The following is a 16,920-nucleotide window of genomic DNA, read 5'->3' on the forward strand; positions in this document are numbered from 1 at the left end:
CGAGCCGAGGGTCCGGCGCAGCCGCGAGACGAGGGTCTGCAGGGCGTGGGCGGGGCCGGCCGGCGGGTCCTCGGCCCAGATCGCGTCGACCAGGACGCCCTGCTCGACCACGCGCCCACCGGCGAGCGCCAGCCGTACGACCAGACCCTGCGACCGCGCACCCGGAACGGGCAGGGCGGCGTCACCGCGAGACACCTGAAAGGCGCCGAGCAGCCTGACGCGAAGCCGCGCATCCCCGTCCATCTCCCGATCTTCGCGCACGCACTCTCGAGTCCCCAAATCACGGCAGGGCTCTGGCTTCCTTTTGCTCACGGGCCCTGCCGCCCTCCCCGTCACGCCACCAGGCGAAGCATGCCGGGTGCTCGAACGCAGCGCTGACGCGTCGCAGGACGGGAGTGTCAGCGCCATGTGTGCCCCCGTCAGCGCCGTGTGTGCCCCGTGTGAGCGGCCCGCTTCAGTCTTTGCATGCCTGAAGAGCACGCTTCGGAAGGGGAAGTTTTCGTGCATGACGTAGTGATCGTGGGTGCCGGCCCGGTGGGTCTGTTCCTTGCCTGCGAGCTTGGCCTCGCGGGCTGCTCAGTCCTGGTGCTCGAACGGGAGCCGGAGCCCCGCTCCCCGTGGAAGGCGGACCCGCTCGGGATGCGGGGCCTGTCCGCCGCGTCGGTCGAGGCGTTCTACCGCCGCGGAATGCTGCACCCGCTGCTGAAGGCGTCGGGCGTCCACAACGACCCCGGCGCGAACCCCGACGCGGACGAGCCGGCCCCCCCTCGTTCCGTGGGCCACTTCGCCGGCATGACGCTCGATCCGGCCAAGGTTGACGTCGCCGCCCTGCCGTTCCGGCTTCCCAGCCCGGCAATGGAGGGCGTGATGACGAACCTCGAAGCGGTCGAGGCGGTACTGTCCGAGCGGGCATCCATGCTCGGCGTGGAGATCAGGCGCGGCGTCACGGTCTCAGCCATCGCGCAGGACGATGAGAGCGTGGTCGCGCAGGCCGGCGAGCACGAGTACGCGGCGCGCTGGCTCGTCGGCTGCGACGGCGGACGCAGCGCGGTGCGGGGGCTCGCAGGCTTCGGCTTCGTCGGCACCGAGCCGCAGTTCACCGGCTACGTCGTGCTCGCCACCATCGCCGATCCCGAGAAGCTGAGCCCTGGGTTCAATCTGACGCCGACGGGCATGCACCTGCGGATGCCCGCGAAAGGGCACCTCGGCCTGCTGGAGTTCGACGGCGGCGCGTTCGATCGCTCGCAGCGGCCGACCCGCGAACATCTCCAGGCGGTTCTACGCCGTGTATCCGGCACCGGCGTGACGCTGAGCGACGTCCATCACGCCTCGAGCTTCACCGATCGGGCGATGCAGACGACGACCTACCGGCAGGGGCGTGTCCTGCTCGCGGGCGACGCCGCTCACATCCACTCGCCCCTCGGGGCGCAGGGACTCAACCTCGGCATCGGCGACGCCATGAACCTGGGATGGAAGCTCGCGGCGACCGTGCACGGGTACGCGCCGGACGGACTTGTCGACACCTACACCCGCGAGCGCCATCCGATCGGCGCATGGGTGCTCGACTGGACGCGCGCCCAGGCGGCGGCCATGAAGCCGGATCCGCATGCCCAGGCGATCCAAGGAGTGATCCGCGACCTGCTCGGGACCCGTGACGGAACGACCTACGTGTTCGAGAAGACATCGGGATCGTCGGTCCGCCACAATCTTGGTAGCGAGCAGCCGCTGGTCGGCCGCAACGCCCCGGACCTTCGTCTTGAGGACGGCACTCGCCTCGGCGACCTGATGCAGGATGGACGAGGCGTCGCGCTCGATTTCAGTGTCGACCGACGCCTGCACGGTTCAGCGACGGGCTGGGAGAGTCGGGTTCGGTATGCAGCCGGGCCGGCGAGAAACGACCTCGGATTGGGTGCCGTGCTTGTCCGACCTGACGGCGTGGTCGCCTGGGCAGGTGATCGCGACCCTGATCGCGAAGCGTTCGAGCGGGCCGCCAGCCAGTGGTTCGGCAGTCCGGCAACCTGAGTCCGAAGCAGCTGTCCCGTTCCCCTATCGCTTCTGTGGGTGCCCCAAGAGCGCGAAGAGGAACCACGATGCTGCCTCTTTCGCATCGTCGGCGCGGCCGGTGTCGGCTTCTCAAGCCCCGCCCGAGATGACCAGCGGGATCACGAGCCGCCTGAATGTCGACGTTGCCGCCACGTCATCGATGTGAATTCTTCTTCTCCTCAACCGAGTTCCAGGAGCACACATGACGATCACCCTCCGACCGGGAACCACCGTGATGTTCACCGGCGATTCGATCACCGACTGCCAACGGCTCGAGAGCGAACAGGGCCTCGGGTTCGGCTACCCGCTGCGCATCGCGGGCGAGTGGGGCCTCCGGCACCCGGACCGGGCCGTGACCTGGCTGAACTCCGGGATCGCGGGCGACAAGGTCATGGACCTCGAAGCCCGATGGCAGGCGGACGTGCTCGACGCGCGCCCGGACGTGGTGTCGATCCTCGTCGGCGGCAATGACATGGGCTGGCACACGTACGACCCGGACGGCCACGTGATCCCCGCGGAGGACTTCGCGGCAGGTTACGACCGCCTGCTCGCGCCCCTCGCCGAGGCCGGCGCCGACCTGATCCTCATCGAGCCGTTCCTCCTGCCGATTCGCGGCCTTGTCGAGGTCGGCGATGTGCACCTCGGCGAAGAGGTCCGGAAGGAGTGGCGCGCTGACCTGGACCCGAAGATCCAGGCCGTGCGCGAGCTCGCCCGCGAGTACGGCACGCACCTGCTCGCCGCCGACGGCATGTTCGCCGAGCTCGCCGCGACGACCGGGCCGGAGCACTGGGCTGCGGACGGCGTGCACCCGACGCCGGCCGGTCACGCCGCACTCGCGGCGGCCTGGCTGCGCCTGGTCACGTGACCGTGCCTGGCAATCGCCCACGACACCGGCCGGCAGTAGAGTGGACTGCCGTTGAGCTGTTCCTGGTTGACACGCTGCCAGAGTTCGGTGTCGCCGATGTCGTCGAGGGAAACTCGAGGCGGGCGATGCCTTCAGACGTGATGGTGTCCGCCGCGCTGGCCACCTTCTGAATCTGCCCCGCGTGCTCGCGGTGGGTGCTCTCGCGCCGCGCGTAGGTCCTTAGGCCGGGAGGACGGAGCCCGCCACGTCCGCCTGACCGGCCCGGCGGTTCCCCGAGGCCGGGCGGCTGACGGCGGCCCTGTTCTACGCTTGGCGCAGAAGGGAGGCGGCCGTGGGGCGTAGGCCGACCATCGACCGGGCGGAGCTGGCCCGGCTCGTGGCTGAGGGGTTGAGCGTGCAGGAGCTCGCCGCGCGCTTCGGCGTGAGCGAGTCCGGGGTGCTGCAGGCCAAGCGGGCCGCCGGGCTGGCCAAGGCGATGCTCGACCACGGCCGGGCCCTGCCGTGGAAGCTGAGCCGGGAGCACACCCAGTCGGGGCCCGCCACCAACCTGCGCAACCTGTCCGCCGCCGCCCAGGGGAAGCCGCCCGCGCCCGAGCGGTTGAACACCGCGCTGCGGTGGGCGCAGCGGCTCGTCGACGCCGGGCTGGACGTGACCTACGACCCTGCCGAGGGCTTCCGCGAAGTCCCCGCCTCCCCCGGCGGCTCACACGTCGCGGACGTGCTCGCCGACGCCCGGAGAGCGCTGGAAACCCGGTGAGGTAGCCGTTTCGGCGCCCGTTCGCAGGCAACGCTGCTCAGGCGGAAGCCGTGCCGGCGAAGCGCATCGTTACCGTGCTGCCGCCGCTGCCGATGCGCAGCGTGAGATCGGTGGCGAGGCGGCGGGCCACCCACAGGCCCATGCCGCCCACGGCGCCCGGCCTGGGCCCCGGCCTCCAGGCGCCGCCGTCGTGCACCTCGATCACCAGCCCCTCGTCCTCCTCCCAGGTGCGCAGCCGCGCGGGCGGCGCGCCGTGGGTGACGGCGTTGGTGGCCACCTCGTTGACGGCGATGACGAGGTCGCCGATCGCCTCTTCCGGCATCCCCGCCGCCCGCGCCTGCGTCTCGGCGGCGGAGCGCACCTCCGGCAGGTCGGGCAGGCGAAAGCTGATCTCTTTCACGGGCGTCCCCGGCGGCGGGCTGACCTCTCGCACGGACGCGCCTGACCGCGGGCCGATCTCCTTCACGGGCGTGCCGGGCGGCGGACGGTGTGCGCCCGTGCGAGGATCGACCTCCTCGTTCACCCGAAGACCGCCTTCTCAGCCGACCAGTTCCGAGCGGAGCTGGTCGAGAACCTTGCGAAGGATTCTGGAAACGTGCATCTGGGATATCCCGAACTCGGCCGCGATCTCGGCCTGCGTCATGTTGCCGAAGAACCGCAGCAGCAGGATGTGCTTCTCCCTGGACGGGAGCGCGTCGATGAGCGGCTTGACGGCCTCACGGTCGACCATGGTGCTGAGCGTGTCGTCGTCCTCGGGGATGACGTCGCCGAGCGAGGCGGCGTCGTCGTCGGCGCCGAGGGGCGCGTCGAGCGAGAGGGTGCTGTAGGCGGCGGACGCGTCCAGCGTGAGCAGGACGTCCTCCTCGCTGATGTTCATCTTGGCGGCCAGTTCGGACACGGTGGGCGATCTGCCCAGGTCCTGGCTGAGGTCGGCGACGAGCCGGTTCAGCTCGGAGCGGCGCTCCTGGTAGAGGCGGGGCACCCGGATGGCCCAGGTGCGGTCGCGGAAGTGGCGCTTGACCTCGCCGGTCATGGTGACGACGGCGTATCCCCTGAAGGCGTGCCCGAGGGTGGGGTCGAAGCCGTTGATGGCCTTCATCAGGCCGACGTACGCGGCCTGGAGGAGGTCCTCGAGGGGTTCGCCACGGTACCGGTAGCGCCTGGCGATCTCCATGGCGAGCGGCCTGTGCATCTCGACGATGCGTTCACGCAGCCGCTCCCTGTGGCTGTCGAGGGTGTCTTCCTTGACCATTTCGGCCAGGAGTTGTTCGGCGGTCATCTCCTCGAGAACGTATTCCTGTACAGCCATCGCTGCTCCTCGATATGGATCGCAGGGAGGCCTCTGCCAACAGGAAAAAGCCCAGGCAGAGGCACACCTCGCTCTACTGTCGAGACGAAGCCCTCTGCTGGACTTCGGATCCAGTCTCCCCCATCCTCGGGGAAGTATTCCTCCCCGCCCAGGTAACAGTAGGGTTGCTTCGTGACAATGCCGGAGAACGGCGAGGGGCCTGTCGCAGCCCTGAGCCTAACGTCGTCGACCGTTGACGAGATCACTGTGATCAAGGTCGATGGCGTGCTCGACGCCACGACGCGCGAGCAGTTCGCCGACTACCTGTCCCTGGCGGGCGCTGAGCTGATCCTGGACCTGGCGGGGGTGACGTTCATGGACTCGCGGGCACTTGGCCTGATCGTGCACCACTGGCAGACCAGCTTGGCGTCGGGCGCCAGGTTCGCCCTGGTCGGAGTCGAGTACTCGAAGTCGAAGGTGATGTGGATCACCGGGCTCGCGCAGCGGCTGCCGCTGTACGACACCCTCGACGACGCGCTGGCCGCCCTTGGCTAGCCGCGCGACTTGCGCTGGTGCTCCTCGACCAGCAGCCTGGCCAGGTCGGCCACCTTGACCTGATGGTGCTGCGAAGTGCGGCGCAGCTCCTCGAAGGCCGCCTCCGCGGTGCAGCCGCTGGTCTGCATGATGATGCCCTTGGCCTGGTCGATGACCGACCGTCCAGCGAGGGCCTCCTGGAGCTGGGCCGCGCCGGTGCGCACCTCCTCGAAGTCCCACATGTTCGCCATGGCCACGCCGACCTGCTCGGTCAGCATGTCGGCGAGCGTGTGGGCGGCCTGCGGGGAGAAGGCGGCCGGCCGCACGGAGTAGAGGCCGATGACCAGCGTGGCGGGCGCCATCTGCACGGGGACGAGCAGCGCGGAGCGCACCGCCCAGCGGGTGGCCAGCGCGGCGTAGCGGGGCCAGCGGGTGTCGGCGAGCACGTCGGTGACGGTGACCCGGCTGCCGGTCTGCCTGGCCTCGAATGAGGGGCCCTCGCCGAGCTCCCGTTCGCCTTCGACGAGCATGATCAGTTCGCTGTGCGAGCCGGAGACCAGCACCCGCCGGTCGCGCCAGTGCTCGGCCGAGCCGCCGGAGCATCCTGGAACCCCGGCGGCGAGCGCCGTCGTCAGGCCGCGCAGGACGCTCTCGGTCGAGGTCTCCTCGCCCAGGCGACCAAGAAAGGCCAGGTCACGGGCGAGACCGGGGGTTATCATCGCGGTCGATTCCATAGCAACAAGCCTCTACCCCTTATGGATACCTTTATCCCGAGTGGCGTAGCGTCAGAGGATGACGATGCCCGACCTCGAACACGCTCTGGAGGCGCTGTCCGACCGCGTCTCATCCCTGCGTGCGGCGAGGACGGCGTACCCGTCCGATCTCGCGCCGACGCTGGACGCCGCGCTCGCCGAGCTGGGCACGGCGGCCGAGCTGCTGGCCGAGGCCGGGCAGGAACTGCGCAAGGGGCCGGCCCGGCAGGGTGGCAAGAAGGACGGCTCCCAGCGTGAGCTGAAGCTGCTGCGACAGGTGTTCAAAGCCTTCCCGGTCCCGGTGATCGTGCTGGACGGCGGCGGCGTCGTCAGGCGCATCAACGGCGAGACCTCGCGGCTGCTGGGCAGCCCCGACGGCTACCTGGTGGGCCGCTCGTTCCCGCTGCTGGTCGACGTGTCGAGGCGGGCGGCGTTCCGCTCGCATCTGATGGCGGTGCTGCAGACCGGGGAGCCTGCGGCCTTCGAGACGCGGCTGGCGCACCAGGGCAGGACGCACACGGTGCAGCTCGCGCTGACCAGGCTGACGATGCCGGGCGAGCCGCAGCAGATGGTGGCGGCGGTGGCGCTGCCGACCGAGGTGCAGCTGCCGGAGCCGGGGGAGCGGCCGGAGCTGTCCGACGGCGCGCTGCTGCTGGCGGCGGCGAAGCGGCAGGATCTGCTGGCCAGGACGGGCGCGCTCCTGCTGGACGAGGAGGCGCTGCGGCAGCCGGTGGCGCTGCCCAGGACCACGCGGATGCTGGCGGCGGGCTGGGCGGACTGGGTGGTCGCGGACCTGGTCCGCGACGGGCTGCCGCGCCGCTCGATCGTGGTGGCGCCGAAGGACCACCCGCTGGGCGGCCTGGTGCGGCACGTGGAGGCGTCGGACCCGGCGTGCTGCCCGCTGGTGATGCAGGTGATCGAGCACGGTTCCGGCGTGGTGCACGAGATGGTCGAGGACGAGACGCTGTTCGGTGGCTGCCCGGAGGGCCCGCTGCTGACGGCGATGGAGGCCGGGTCGGTGCTGTGCGTGCCGATCGGCCCGGCCGACGGCGCGCTGACGCTGGTCAGGGCGCACCACCGGCCGCCGTTCACGCTGGCGGACCTGGCCGTCATGCAGGAGGTCGGCCTGCAGCTCGGGCTGGCGCTGCGGGCGCAGAGCAGCTTCCAGAGCCGCTCGCGGGCGGCGGACGCGCTGTCGGCGAGCGTCGCGCCGCGCAAACTGCCCGACGTGCCGGGGTACGAGGCGGCGGCGGCCTACCATCCGGGGGCGTCGGTGGGAGCCGAGTTCTACGACGTGTTCCCGGTGGCCGGGGGCTGGGGCTTCGCGCTGGGCGGCGCCGCGGGCAAGGGCCAGGAGGCGGCGTCGGTGAGCGCGCTGGTCAGGGGCGGGCTGAGAGTGCTCAGCGTCTGGGAGTCCGACCCCGACGTGGTGATGCGGAAGGTGAACCAGGCCCTGGTCGAGCAGGGGACGGGGATGTTCGTGATGGCGCTGGCCGGGTTCGTCCGGGGGCGCACGATCCGGCTGTCGTCGGCGGGGCACCATCCGGCGGCGCTGCTCCAGCCGGACGGCGGGGTGCGGTTCGCCGCCGGCGGCGGCGTGCCGCTGGGCATCTCGCCGATGGCGGAGACGGGGTCGGAGGAGCTGCCGTTGCCGGTGGGCGAGACGCTGGTGCTCTACTCCGAGGGGCTGATCTCGTCCAGGAACCGGGCGGGCGAGACGTACGGCGAGGAGCGCCTGGCCGACGTGCTCAGCCGGTGCGCGGGCCAGTCCCCGTCGACCGTGGTCAAGACGGTCGAGGAGGACCGGCACGCCTTCTCCGAAGGGCAGGTGTGGGACGAGATCGTGGTTCTGGCTCTGCGGGGTGTCTGATCTGTGGGGGTTTGCGGCTGACGAGAAAGTGGGTATCGTCGGAGAAACAGATCGGTGCCTAAGACGCAGGCACACCTTGAACGCTTCTGACGCTGAACGCTTCTGACGCTGAGGTGTGCCATGAATATCGCGATCGTTGCCTCCGCTGCCGCCAACAGGCGCCACCACATCCTTTCCGTGGCACGCGAGCTCGGCAGAGGCCATCACGTCACCATCTACTCCCGCCGTGAGAACGCCGACGGTAAGCCCAGGACGCGGGTAGCCCCGGGTGTCACGCTGGAGAGCATGGACGTCGGTCCCGCGCGCGACCTGCCCGCCGACGAGCTGGTGCCGTACCTGAGCGACGTCGCCAGGTACCTGGAGCAGCGCTGGTCCCAGGACCGTCCTGACGTGATCCACGCGCACTCCTGGGCGTGCGGCCTGGCCGCGGTGACGGGCGCGAAGGGGCTCGGCGTGCCGGTCACGCAGACCTTTCACACCGTCCACCCGGCCCACCAGAAGCTGGAGCTGGCGCTCGGCCGCCGGGCCAACGCGGTCATCGCGGGCTCGGGCGACGAGGAGTCGGCGCTGATCAGGCTGGGTGTCCCGCGCGGCAACATCGCGATCGTCCCGTTCGGGATCGACACCGAGCGCTTCCACCGCCGCGGCGCGGTGGCCACCCGGGGCAGCCGCAAGCGGCTGCTGCACGTCGGCCCGCTCACCCCCGAGCGCGGCGCGTACACCGTGATCCGCGCGCTGCCCGGGCTGCCGGACGTGGAGCTGGTCATCGCGGGCGGCCCGCTGATGGACGACCTCGACGACGACAGGGACGCGCGGCGGCTGCGCGCGCTGGCCGACCAGCTCGGCGTGGCCGAGCGGGTGACCCTGCTCGGGCAGGTGAAGCGGGCTTCGGTGCCGAAGCTGATGCGCAGCGCCGACGCCGTGGTGACGGTGCCGCGCGAGGCCGCGACCGGTGTCGTGGCGCTGGAGGCGATGGCCTGCGGCGTGCCGGTGATCGCCTCGGCCGTCGGCGCGCACCTCGACTCGGTCATCGACGGCGTCACCGGCCTGCTGGTGCCGCCAGACCGTCCGGCGCGCACCGCACGGCTCGCCCGCGAGCTGCTGTCCGACCCGACGCTGCGCACCGCGCTCGGCTACGCGGGCGCCGACCGGGCCCGCTCGCGCTACTCATGGGAGCGCGTCAGCCAGGAGCTGCTGCGCGTCTACGAGGCGGCCTGCGCCTGATACGGACCGGCCGCGACGAGACAGACCGCCCTAGCCCGGCAAATCGGACGTCTGTATCGTTCTGGCATGCTGATCCACCCCTGGGACGCCGGCGACGACGCGCAGTCCCTCGCGTTCGTGAGGGACAACCAGTTCGGAACCCTCATCGCCGCGGGCCGGGACCGCGCCGTGCCGGTCGTCGTGCCGACGCAGTTCCTGCTGGCGGACGACCGGACGGTGCTCCTCCACCTGGCCAGGCCGAACCCGATCTGGGCGGCGATCGAGGAGAACCCGAAGGTGATCCTGTCGGTCGCCGGCCCCTGGTCCTACATCCGGGGCGGCTGGCGGGCCGAGCCCGGCACCGATCCCGCGCTCGGGGTGCCCACGACGTACTACTCCTCCGTCCAGCTCACCTGCCACGCCGAGATCGTCGCCGAGGCCGAGGGCAAGCTGGAGATCCTGCGCGGCCAACTCGACGACCTGGAGCCCGGCCACGGCGACCCGGCCCGGATGCCCCGGCTGCTGTCGGGGATCAGGGGGCTGCGGCTGACGATCGAGGAGATCCGCGGCAAGTTCAAGTACGACGGCCACAAGGACACCGAGCACCGCGCGCGGGTGGCCAAGGGCCTGTCGGAACGCGGCGGCCCCGGCGACGACGCGGCGCTTCGCTACATGTCCTGAAATATCCGTGCGGGGGGCATCATTGCTGGTAGAGGGGTTTCCGCATACTCCTGCGACACGTGCGACCCCTCTGCTTGCATGGCGGCATGTCTACACGCAGTCTCATCGCGGCGGGGGCGGTCCTCCTGACGACCGCCCTCATCCCCCACAGCGCGCGGGCGGAGACCTGGACGTGGGGAGCGCCGGTCGTGGTCGAGAACTTCGACGGCACCTCGCTCGACCCGTCCAAGTGGATGATCTACGACTCCCCCGAGGCCGCCGTCAACCCCCGCACCGGGCGGGCCAGCACGGTCTCCGGCGGCGTACTGCGCCTCAGGGGCGCCAGGTACGGCGGCCGCGACCTGTCGGGCGGCGTCGCCAGCACGCTGGCGCAGGCGTACGGCCGCTGGGAGGTCAGGTTCAGGGCCGAGGCGGGCGCCGGGTACACGCCGGTGGCGCTGCTCTGGCCGGCCTCGGACGACGGCCCGGGCGCCGAGGTGGACTTCGCCGAGATCGTGGACCCGCAACGGCAGGGCGGCGGCATCTTCGTCCACAGCGACGCCGGCCGGGCGCTGCAGCAACTCCGCGCCGACTTCACCACGTGGCACACGGCGGCCGTCGACTGGCTGCCCGGACGGCTGACCTTCTGGCTGGACGGCCACCGGCTCTGGGACTACCAGGGCCCGCACGTCCCCGGGAACCGCAGGATGGGTCTGGCCCTGCAGAACGACGTGGTGTGCGAGCCACGCTGCCGCGACGCCTCCACCCCTGACACGGTGTCGATGTACGTGGACTGGGTGCGGATCTACCGCGCCCCAGGCGGGGCCCCCGTCCGGGCCCCCGGCCGTGCTCCCGACTGGGCTCCCGACTGGGCCCCTTCCTGGGGCTGAGGCAGCAGCCGGGCCGCTTTGAGCCCGAGGTGCACCGCCATGCGGTCGTCGCCGTCTGACAGGTCCCTGTTCGTCAGCCGTCCGGCCTTGCCCAGGCGGTAGTAGAGGGTCTGGCGGTGCACCCCCAGCTCGGCGGCGGCCTTCTGGGCGTGCCCGCCGAGATCCAGGTAGGTCTCGACGGTCTGGGCCAGCTCACGGTCGAGGGCCGCCGTCTCGGCCGCCAGCTCACGCAGGTCGGCCTGGCCGAGCCTGGCCAGCAGGCGGTGCACGCCCAGGTCCTCCCAGCGGGCGATGGGCGCGAACCTGGGAAAGTGCTCGGCGACACGCAGCGCCAGGCGGGCCTCGCGCCAGCTCTGCCAGGCGTCCGCCGGGTCGTTCCTGGGCGCGCCGAGCCCGGCGGCGGTGCCGTACGCGGCCTGGACGGTCTGCGCCACCTCGCCGGCCAGCCCGGCCGGGGCGAGCAGCGCCACCGGCGAGCCGGCGCGGGAGAGCACGCCGCGCGGCAGCGTCCAGAGGGCGGCGACGCGCTCCCTCGACTCGCGCACCGCGATCGCCGCCACCGGGCCGGGCAGCTCGATCGAGACCTGGGCGCGCTCTTCGGGGTCGGCGGAGAGCAGGGCGCGCAGGCCGCGTCCGAGGTCCTGGCGGCTGCGGGCCTCCTGCGCGAGCTCGCCGGCGGCCCTGGAGACGAGCGGCTCGACCCTGCGCAGCGCCTCGTCGGTGAGCTCGCCCGAGTCGAGGAGCCACAGGTAGCCGTAGGTGACGTCGCCGTGGCGCAGCGGCCAGCAGACTCTGGCCAGCACCTTGAGGTCGGCGTCGGCGGGAATCCGGATCGGGCCGCTCACCCTGGCGATGCCGTAGCGTTCGAAGTAGTCGCGCACCTCGCGGGTGGCGCGCCTGCGCAGGATCGACTCCTGGCGGACCGTGTCGATGTCGCCGTGCTGCGCGCCGTACGCGAGCAGGCGGAACGAGCGGTCCTCGAGCGTCGCGGACGCGCCCAGCAGGCGCGCAATCTCGTCGACCGTGTCCTGGAGATCAGCGGTGTTGTGCATTTGTCTAACAGCCTGCCACAACCGGCGTTACGAGCGTCAATGGCCTCCCATGAGCTGGGGTTTTAGGCTGAAATCATGCTGGGTCAAGTGCTACTCGCGGCCTCTCGGAGCAAGCTGGTTCGTCGCTCCGTCTCCGGTCTCCCCCTCACGCGCAAGGTGGTCGACCGGTTCGTCGCGGGCGAGAGCGTCGAAGAGGCGCGTGCCGCCATCGAGCGGCTGCGCGACGCCCACCTCGCCGTGACCGTCGACCATCTCGGCGAAGAGACGCGCGACGCGAGCGCCGCCGCGGCCGTCGCGAAGGCGTACGTCACGCTGCTGGACGCGCTGCGCCCGCTCGGCCTCGGCCGGGGCGGCGAGGCGTCGGTGAAGCTGTCGGCCCTCGGGCAGCGGTTCGACGACTCCCTGGCGCTCGACCACGCCCGCGCGATCTGCGCCGCCGCCGACGCCAACGGCTCGACGGTCACGCTCGACATGGAGGACCACACCACGGTCGACTCCACGCTCGGGATCCTGCGCAAGCTGCGCGAGGACTTCCCCTCGACCGGCGTGGCGATCCAGGCGTACCTGTTCCGCAGCGAGGACGACTGCCGCGAGCTGGCGACGGAGGGGTCCAGGGTCCGCCTGGTCAAGGGCGCCTACCGCGAGCCCGCCACAGTCGCCCACCAGGGCAAGACGGCCGTCGACAAGGCGTACGTGCGGTGCCTGCGGATCCTCATGGAGGGAAAGGGGTACCCCATGGTGGCGACGCACGACGACCGGATGATCTCCATCACCGAGCTGCTCGCCGACCGCTTCGGACGGTCCACGGGCGACTACGAGTACCAGATGCTCTACGGGATCCGCACCGACCGCCAGGAGGCGCTGGCCGGAGCGGGTCACACGGTCCGTGTCTACGTGCCCTACGGCGACGACTGGTACGGCTACTTCATGCGCCGCCTGGCCGAGCGCCCCGCCAACGTCGCCTTCTTCCTTCGTGCCCTTGGGGGTAAGTAAATGGATGCCATCAGCAACGTCCCCGTCCCCGCCAACGAGCGGGTGTACGCATACGCGCCGGGCAGCGCCGAGCGCGCCGCGCTGGAGAACCGGATCAAGGAGCTGTCGAGCTCCTCGATCGACCTGACCATGACGATCGACGGCGAGCGCCGGCTGGGCGGCGGCGCGCCGATCGACGTCGTCCAGCCGCACAACAAGGCCGCCGTCCTGGGCCGCACCCACGACGCCACGGCCCAGGACGTGCAGAACGCCATCGACAGCGCCCTGCGTGCCGCGCCCGCCTGGCGGGCGCTCTCCTTCGACGAGCGGGCCGCGATCTTCCTCAAGGCCGCCGACCTGCTCTCCGGCCCCTGGCGGCCGACGCTGAACGCGGCGACCATCCTGGGCCAGTCGAAGTCCGCGCAGCAGGCGGAGATCGACTCGGCCTGCGAGCTGATCGACTTCCTGCGCTTCAACGTCGCCTACGCGCGGCAGCTCTACGCCGACCAGCCGGTCTCGTCGCCGGGCGTGTGGAACCGGATGGAGTACCGGCCGCTCGAGGGCTTCGTGCTGGCGATCACCCCGTTCAACTTCACCGCCATCGCCGGCAACCTGCCGACGTCGGCGGCGCTGATGGGCAACGTCGTCGTCTGGAAGCCGTCGCCCACCCAGCAGTTCGCCGCGCACTTCACGATGCGGCTGCTGGAGGCCGCGGGGCTGCCGCCCGGCGTGATCAACATGGTCACCGGCAACGGGCAGGGCGTCTCGGAGGTCGCGCTGACGCACCCGGCGCTGGCCGGCATCCACTTCACCGGCTCGACGCCGACCTTCCAGCATCTGTGGAGCACGGTCGGCGCGAACATCGCGAACTACCACGGCTACCCGCGGCTGGTCGGCGAGACCGGCGGCAAGGACTTCGTGCTCGCGCACCCGTCCGCCGACCCGGCAGTCCTGTCGACGGCGCTGATCAGGGGCGCCTTCGAGTACCAGGGCCAGAAGTGCTCGGCCGCGTCGCGCGCCTACGTGCCGCGCTCGATCTGGACGCGCATGCGTGACGACCTCGTGAGCGTGGCCGAGTCGCTGAGCGTGGGGGACGTGGCGGCCGACCTGTCGACGTTCATGGGCGCCGTCATCGACGAGCGGGCCTTCGCCAAGCACAAGGCGGCCATCGACCGGGCCCGTGCGGCGTCCGGCATCGAGGTGCTCACCGGCTCCTACGACGACTCGACCGGCTACTTCGTGAAGCCGACGGTCCTGGAGTGCGCCGACCCGACCGACGAGATCTTCGTCAAGGAGTACTTCGGCCCGATCCTCGGCGTGCACGTCTACGAGGACGGCGACTACGACGCGGTGCTCGACCAGATGGAGGGCGTCGCGGCGTACGCGCTGACGGGTTCGATCATCGCCCAGGACCGCTACGCGATCGCGTCGGCGTCGGAGCGGCTGCGCTTCGCGGCGGGCAACTTCTACGTCAACGACAAGCCGACGGGCGCGGTCGTGGGCCAGCAGCCGTTCGGCGGCGCCCGCAGCTCGGGCACCAACGACAAGGCCGGTTCGATCTTCAACCTGATCCGCTGGGTGAACGCCCGCACGATCAAGGAGACGTTCGTGCCGCCGGTCGTCACCCCGCCGTTCAGGGGTGACATCCCGCAGAGCGGCTGGGAGCAGCCCGATCTCAAGAACCTCGGGTATTGACAGAACCGCGTGATAGCCGGGCTGAACGAAGACGCCCCGGAACTCGTCCTCGAGTTCCGGGGCGTCTTCGTCTCCGCTCATCGTCATGGAACCCTGCTCAGGCGAGGTAACCGCCGTCGATGGTGAGGACGGCGCCTGTGACGAAGGAGGCGCCGGGGCCGGCGAGGAAGACCACGCCTGCGGCGATCTCCTCTGGGCGGCCGAAGCGGCCCAGCGCCTTCAGGGCTCGTTGCGCGTCCGCGAACTCACCCTCCGGAGGGTTCATGTCGGTCGCGACCGCGCCTGGCTGGATGACGTTGACCGTGATGCCGCGCGGGCCCAGGTCGCGCGCCGCGCCTTTGCTGTAGCCGACGATCGCGGCCTTGGTCGCCGCATAGTCGGCCATTCCTGGGAACCCGGCACGGTCGGCCAAGGTGGAGCCGATGGTGATGATCCGGCCATCATCGCCGATCAACCTGGACGCGGCGCGGATGGCGGCCACCACGCCGGCGAGGTTGACGTCGTACAGGTTGTCCTGCGCCGCCGGGTCGTCCCGCTGGTCACCGAGCACGGCCCGTCGCGACACACCCGCGCTGTTGACCAGGACGTCGAGTCGTCCGAAGTCCGCGACGACTGTGCCGACCAGGTCCGCGACCTGGCCGGGGTCGCCTTGATCGGCCTGGTAGGCGGCGCTGCGGCGGCCTGCGGCCTCGATCTGGGCGACGACCGCCCGGGCCTTCTGTGACGAGGTGGCGTAGCCGATCGCCACATCGGCGCCCGCCTCGGCGAGCGCACGGGCGGCCGCGGCCCCGATGCCCCGCGATCCGCCGGTCACCAGTGCGACCTTTCCCTTGAGCGTCATGCGATCTCCATTTTTGTGTACCGATCGGTATTGAATCGAGAGAGTACTATACCGATCGGTACGAAAACTGGGCAGGAGGGCACGGCCATGGGACGCTCACGCGCATTCGACGTCGACGAACGACTCGACCGCGCTCTGGAGGTCTTCTGGCGCCAGGGCTACGAAGGCACAGCACTGTCGGACCTGACCGAGGCGATGGGGATCAACCGACCCAGCCTGTACGCCGCGTACGGCAACAAAGAGTCCCTGTTCCGCCAGGCGTTCGGCCGCTATCTCGACGGCCCGGCGGCCCACGTCCGCACGGCCCTCGACCAGCCCACGGCGCGCGGGGTCACCGAGGCCCTGCTGCGCGGCGCCGTCGACGTCGCAACAAGATCGGATGGGCCGGACGGCTGTCTCATGGTGCAAAGCGCCCTGGCGACCGGCCCCCAGGGCCAGCCGATCCGCACGGAGCTGGCGGCCCTACGGCGCGCGGCCGAGGCAGGCTTGAGCGAACGCTTCGAGCGAGCGCGCGCCGAGGGCGATCTGCCGGAGTCCGCGGCTCCTGAAGCCCTGGCGCGGTACGTCTGGGCGATCTCCTACGGCATCTCTGTCCAGGCAGCCGGGGGCGCATCCGGCGAGGAACTGCACGCCATGGTCGACCTCACGCTCGAGGCATGGCCCCCGTCGCCGCGCGTGGACGACGCAGCAGCGGCACGGCGCCGCACCTGAAGCACCAGCGGATCAGGGGCGAGGCGCCGGCCCCGGTAACGCGCGGGCGCGCTGCACCGCCTACTCGTAGTTCGCGAACAGCCTGCGGACGGCGACGGCGTCGCAGGGGTCCGCTGTCGCACTCAGCCAGGAGGGGGAGTCGGTCACAGCGGACGACGGTGGCCCGCAACCCGCGCCGTCGCGCCGGGCGTGCGTGGCCACGTCGTGACCTCGGTTTTCTCGAACACAACTCCCCCCTCGACACGGAGAGTGAAGCTATGGATACTCACTGTGTAATCCCCTCGTCACTCTCACCACGCGGGTCACACCGGTAGCACGACCTTCCTCTTCGTGCCGCCCGGCCGGCGGGGTGCGAGGACAAGCAAAGGAGCAGTCCATGCAGCGCATCACCCTCGTCGTCCTCGCCGCAGCCACGGGCCTGGTGGCGGCGTCCCCGGCGAGCGCCCATGCCAATCCCCCCACGACGCAGAGCGCCCAGCTGAGCGCCCTTCCGTCCGGCTACCAGATCGTCTCCCTGCCCAACGCCAACGTCCCCAACTTCCAGCGCCGCACGGTGTACTGCCCCGGCTCCAAGAAGGTGCTCGGCGGCGGCGCCGAGGCCCGGGGCAACGACGCGATCCTGGTCGGCTCCTTCCCCACCGATGACGGCCGGGGCTGGATCGGCCTCGGCCGCCAGACCAAGTACAACGACGTCGGCATCAGCGTCTTCGCGATCTGCGCCGACTGACGCCGACTGCCATCGCCCAACCCCACCCCCCGGTCCCGGCCGCGCGCGCGGCCGGGACCG

General features: G+C 71.0%; 19 protein-coding genes. 12 read left to right on the forward strand and 7 right to left on the reverse strand.

What is annotated here, in order from left to right:
- Nucleotides 1–243, reverse strand: a 243-nt coding sequence (locus tag ABZ297_RS41395; protein WP_355358167.1) for a winged helix-turn-helix domain-containing protein, incomplete at its 3' end; no start/stop codon positions are given.
- A 222-nt stretch (nt 244–465) separates the two neighbouring features.
- Here ABZ297_RS41395 and ABZ297_RS41400 point away from each other — a divergent pair.
- From ABZ297_RS41400 to ABZ297_RS41410, 3 genes are all read left to right on the forward strand, one after another.
- A complete protein-coding gene (locus tag ABZ297_RS41400; protein WP_355358170.1) occupies nt 466–2,022 on the forward strand; it encodes an FAD-dependent monooxygenase in 1,557 nt (518 codons plus the stop codon).
- Nucleotides 2,023–2,245: 223 nt separating this feature from the next.
- Complete coding sequence (locus ABZ297_RS41405) at nt 2,246–2,908, forward strand: SGNH/GDSL hydrolase family protein (RefSeq protein WP_355358173.1); 663 nt, start codon at nt 2,246–2,248, stop codon at nt 2,906–2,908.
- A 331-nt stretch (nt 2,909–3,239) separates the two neighbouring features.
- Nucleotides 3,240–3,665 carry a helix-turn-helix domain-containing protein gene (locus tag ABZ297_RS41410; RefSeq protein WP_355358176.1) on the forward strand — a complete coding sequence of 142 codons (426 nt, stop codon included), beginning with the start codon at nt 3,240–3,242 and terminating at the stop codon, nt 3,663–3,665.
- Between the two features lie 37 nt (nt 3,666–3,702).
- Here the strand turns inward: ABZ297_RS41410 and ABZ297_RS41415 are convergent, their stop codons facing one another.
- Nucleotides 3,703–4,188, reverse strand: a complete 486-nt coding sequence (locus tag ABZ297_RS41415; RefSeq protein ID WP_355358179.1) for an ATP-binding protein — start codon at nt 4,186–4,188, stop codon at nt 3,703–3,705.
- A 15-nt stretch (nt 4,189–4,203) separates the two neighbouring features.
- The gene (locus ABZ297_RS41420; RefSeq protein WP_355358182.1) at nt 4,204–4,974 is read right to left on the reverse strand and encodes a SigB/SigF/SigG family RNA polymerase sigma factor; all 771 of its coding nucleotides are present in this window, start codon (nt 4,972–4,974) and stop codon (nt 4,204–4,206) included.
- A 177-nt stretch (nt 4,975–5,151) separates the two neighbouring features.
- Here ABZ297_RS41420 and ABZ297_RS41425 point away from each other — a divergent pair, with 177 nt between their 5' ends.
- Nucleotides 5,152–5,508, forward strand: a complete 357-nt coding sequence (locus ABZ297_RS41425; RefSeq protein ID WP_350809227.1) for an STAS domain-containing protein — start codon at nt 5,152–5,154, stop codon at nt 5,506–5,508.
- On the opposite strand, the gene ABZ297_RS41430 is transcribed toward ABZ297_RS41425, so the two are convergent.
- The gene (locus ABZ297_RS41430; protein WP_355358185.1) at nt 5,505–6,221 is read right to left on the reverse strand and encodes a GAF and ANTAR domain-containing protein; all 717 of its coding nucleotides are present in this window, start codon (nt 6,219–6,221) and stop codon (nt 5,505–5,507) included. The genes ABZ297_RS41425 and ABZ297_RS41430 overlap by 4 nt on opposite strands.
- A gap of 58 nt (nt 6,222–6,279) precedes the next feature.
- Here ABZ297_RS41430 and ABZ297_RS41435 point away from each other — a divergent pair, with 58 nt between their 5' ends.
- From ABZ297_RS41435 to ABZ297_RS41450, 4 genes are all read left to right on the forward strand, one after another.
- Nucleotides 6,280–8,109 (forward strand): SpoIIE family protein phosphatase, encoded by a 1,830-nt coding sequence (locus tag ABZ297_RS41435; protein ID WP_355358188.1) that lies wholly within the window; start codon nt 6,280–6,282, stop codon nt 8,107–8,109.
- A gap of 120 nt (nt 8,110–8,229) precedes the next feature.
- The gene (locus ABZ297_RS41440) at nt 8,230–9,333 is read left to right on the forward strand and encodes a glycosyltransferase (RefSeq protein ID WP_355358191.1); all 1,104 of its coding nucleotides are present in this window, start codon (nt 8,230–8,232) and stop codon (nt 9,331–9,333) included.
- A 66-nt stretch (nt 9,334–9,399) separates the two neighbouring features.
- Nucleotides 9,400–9,993, forward strand: a complete 594-nt coding sequence (locus ABZ297_RS41445) for an FMN-binding negative transcriptional regulator (RefSeq protein WP_355358194.1) — start codon at nt 9,400–9,402, stop codon at nt 9,991–9,993.
- Between the two features lie 86 nt (nt 9,994–10,079).
- Nucleotides 10,080–10,862, forward strand: coding sequence for a glycoside hydrolase family 16 protein (locus ABZ297_RS41450; protein ID WP_355358197.1), 783 nt, complete (start codon nt 10,080–10,082; stop codon nt 10,860–10,862).
- On the opposite strand, the gene ABZ297_RS41455 is transcribed toward ABZ297_RS41450, so the two are convergent.
- Complete coding sequence (locus tag ABZ297_RS41455; protein ID WP_355358200.1) at nt 10,778–11,914, reverse strand: helix-turn-helix domain-containing protein; 1,137 nt, start codon at nt 11,912–11,914, stop codon at nt 10,778–10,780. The genes ABZ297_RS41450 and ABZ297_RS41455 overlap by 85 nt on opposite strands.
- A 75-nt stretch (nt 11,915–11,989) precedes the next feature.
- Here ABZ297_RS41455 and ABZ297_RS41460 point away from each other — a divergent pair, with 75 nt between their 5' ends.
- Both ABZ297_RS41460 and pruA read left to right on the forward strand, forming a co-directional pair.
- Complete coding sequence (locus ABZ297_RS41460; protein WP_355358203.1) at nt 11,990–12,907, forward strand: proline dehydrogenase family protein; 918 nt, start codon at nt 11,990–11,992, stop codon at nt 12,905–12,907.
- Nucleotides 12,908–14,581 (forward strand): L-glutamate gamma-semialdehyde dehydrogenase, encoded by a 1,674-nt coding sequence (pruA, locus tag ABZ297_RS41465; RefSeq protein ID WP_355358206.1) that lies wholly within the window; start codon nt 12,908–12,910, stop codon nt 14,579–14,581.
- Between the two features lie 97 nt (nt 14,582–14,678).
- On the opposite strand, the gene ABZ297_RS41470 is transcribed toward pruA, so the two are convergent.
- On the reverse strand, nt 14,679–15,422 hold the full coding sequence (locus ABZ297_RS41470) for an SDR family oxidoreductase (RefSeq protein WP_355358209.1): 744 nt from the start codon (nt 15,420–15,422) through the stop codon (nt 14,679–14,681).
- Nucleotides 15,423–15,509: 87 nt separating this feature from the next.
- Here ABZ297_RS41470 and ABZ297_RS41475 point away from each other — a divergent pair, with 87 nt between their 5' ends.
- Entirely contained in the window at nt 15,510–16,133 is a 624-nt protein-coding gene (locus tag ABZ297_RS41475) for a TetR/AcrR family transcriptional regulator (protein WP_355358212.1), read from the forward strand.
- Nucleotides 16,134–16,193: 60 nt separating this feature from the next.
- Here ABZ297_RS41475 and ABZ297_RS41480 read toward each other — a convergent pair whose 3' ends face one another.
- Nucleotides 16,194–16,334 carry a hypothetical protein gene (locus ABZ297_RS41480; RefSeq protein ID WP_355358215.1) on the reverse strand — a complete coding sequence of 47 codons (141 nt, stop codon included), beginning with the start codon at nt 16,332–16,334 and terminating at the stop codon, nt 16,194–16,196.
- A gap of 175 nt (nt 16,335–16,509) precedes the next feature.
- Between ABZ297_RS41480 and ABZ297_RS41485 the strand changes: the two genes are divergently transcribed.
- On the forward strand, nt 16,510–16,860 hold the full coding sequence (locus ABZ297_RS41485) for a hypothetical protein (RefSeq protein ID WP_355358218.1): 351 nt from the start codon (nt 16,510–16,512) through the stop codon (nt 16,858–16,860).
- The last annotated feature ends 60 nt before the right edge of the window (nt 16,861–16,920 follow it).

This window comes from Nonomuraea sp. NPDC005983 (genome assembly GCF_040614375.1).
Lineage (GTDB): Bacteria > Actinomycetota > Actinomycetes > Streptosporangiales > Streptosporangiaceae > Nonomuraea.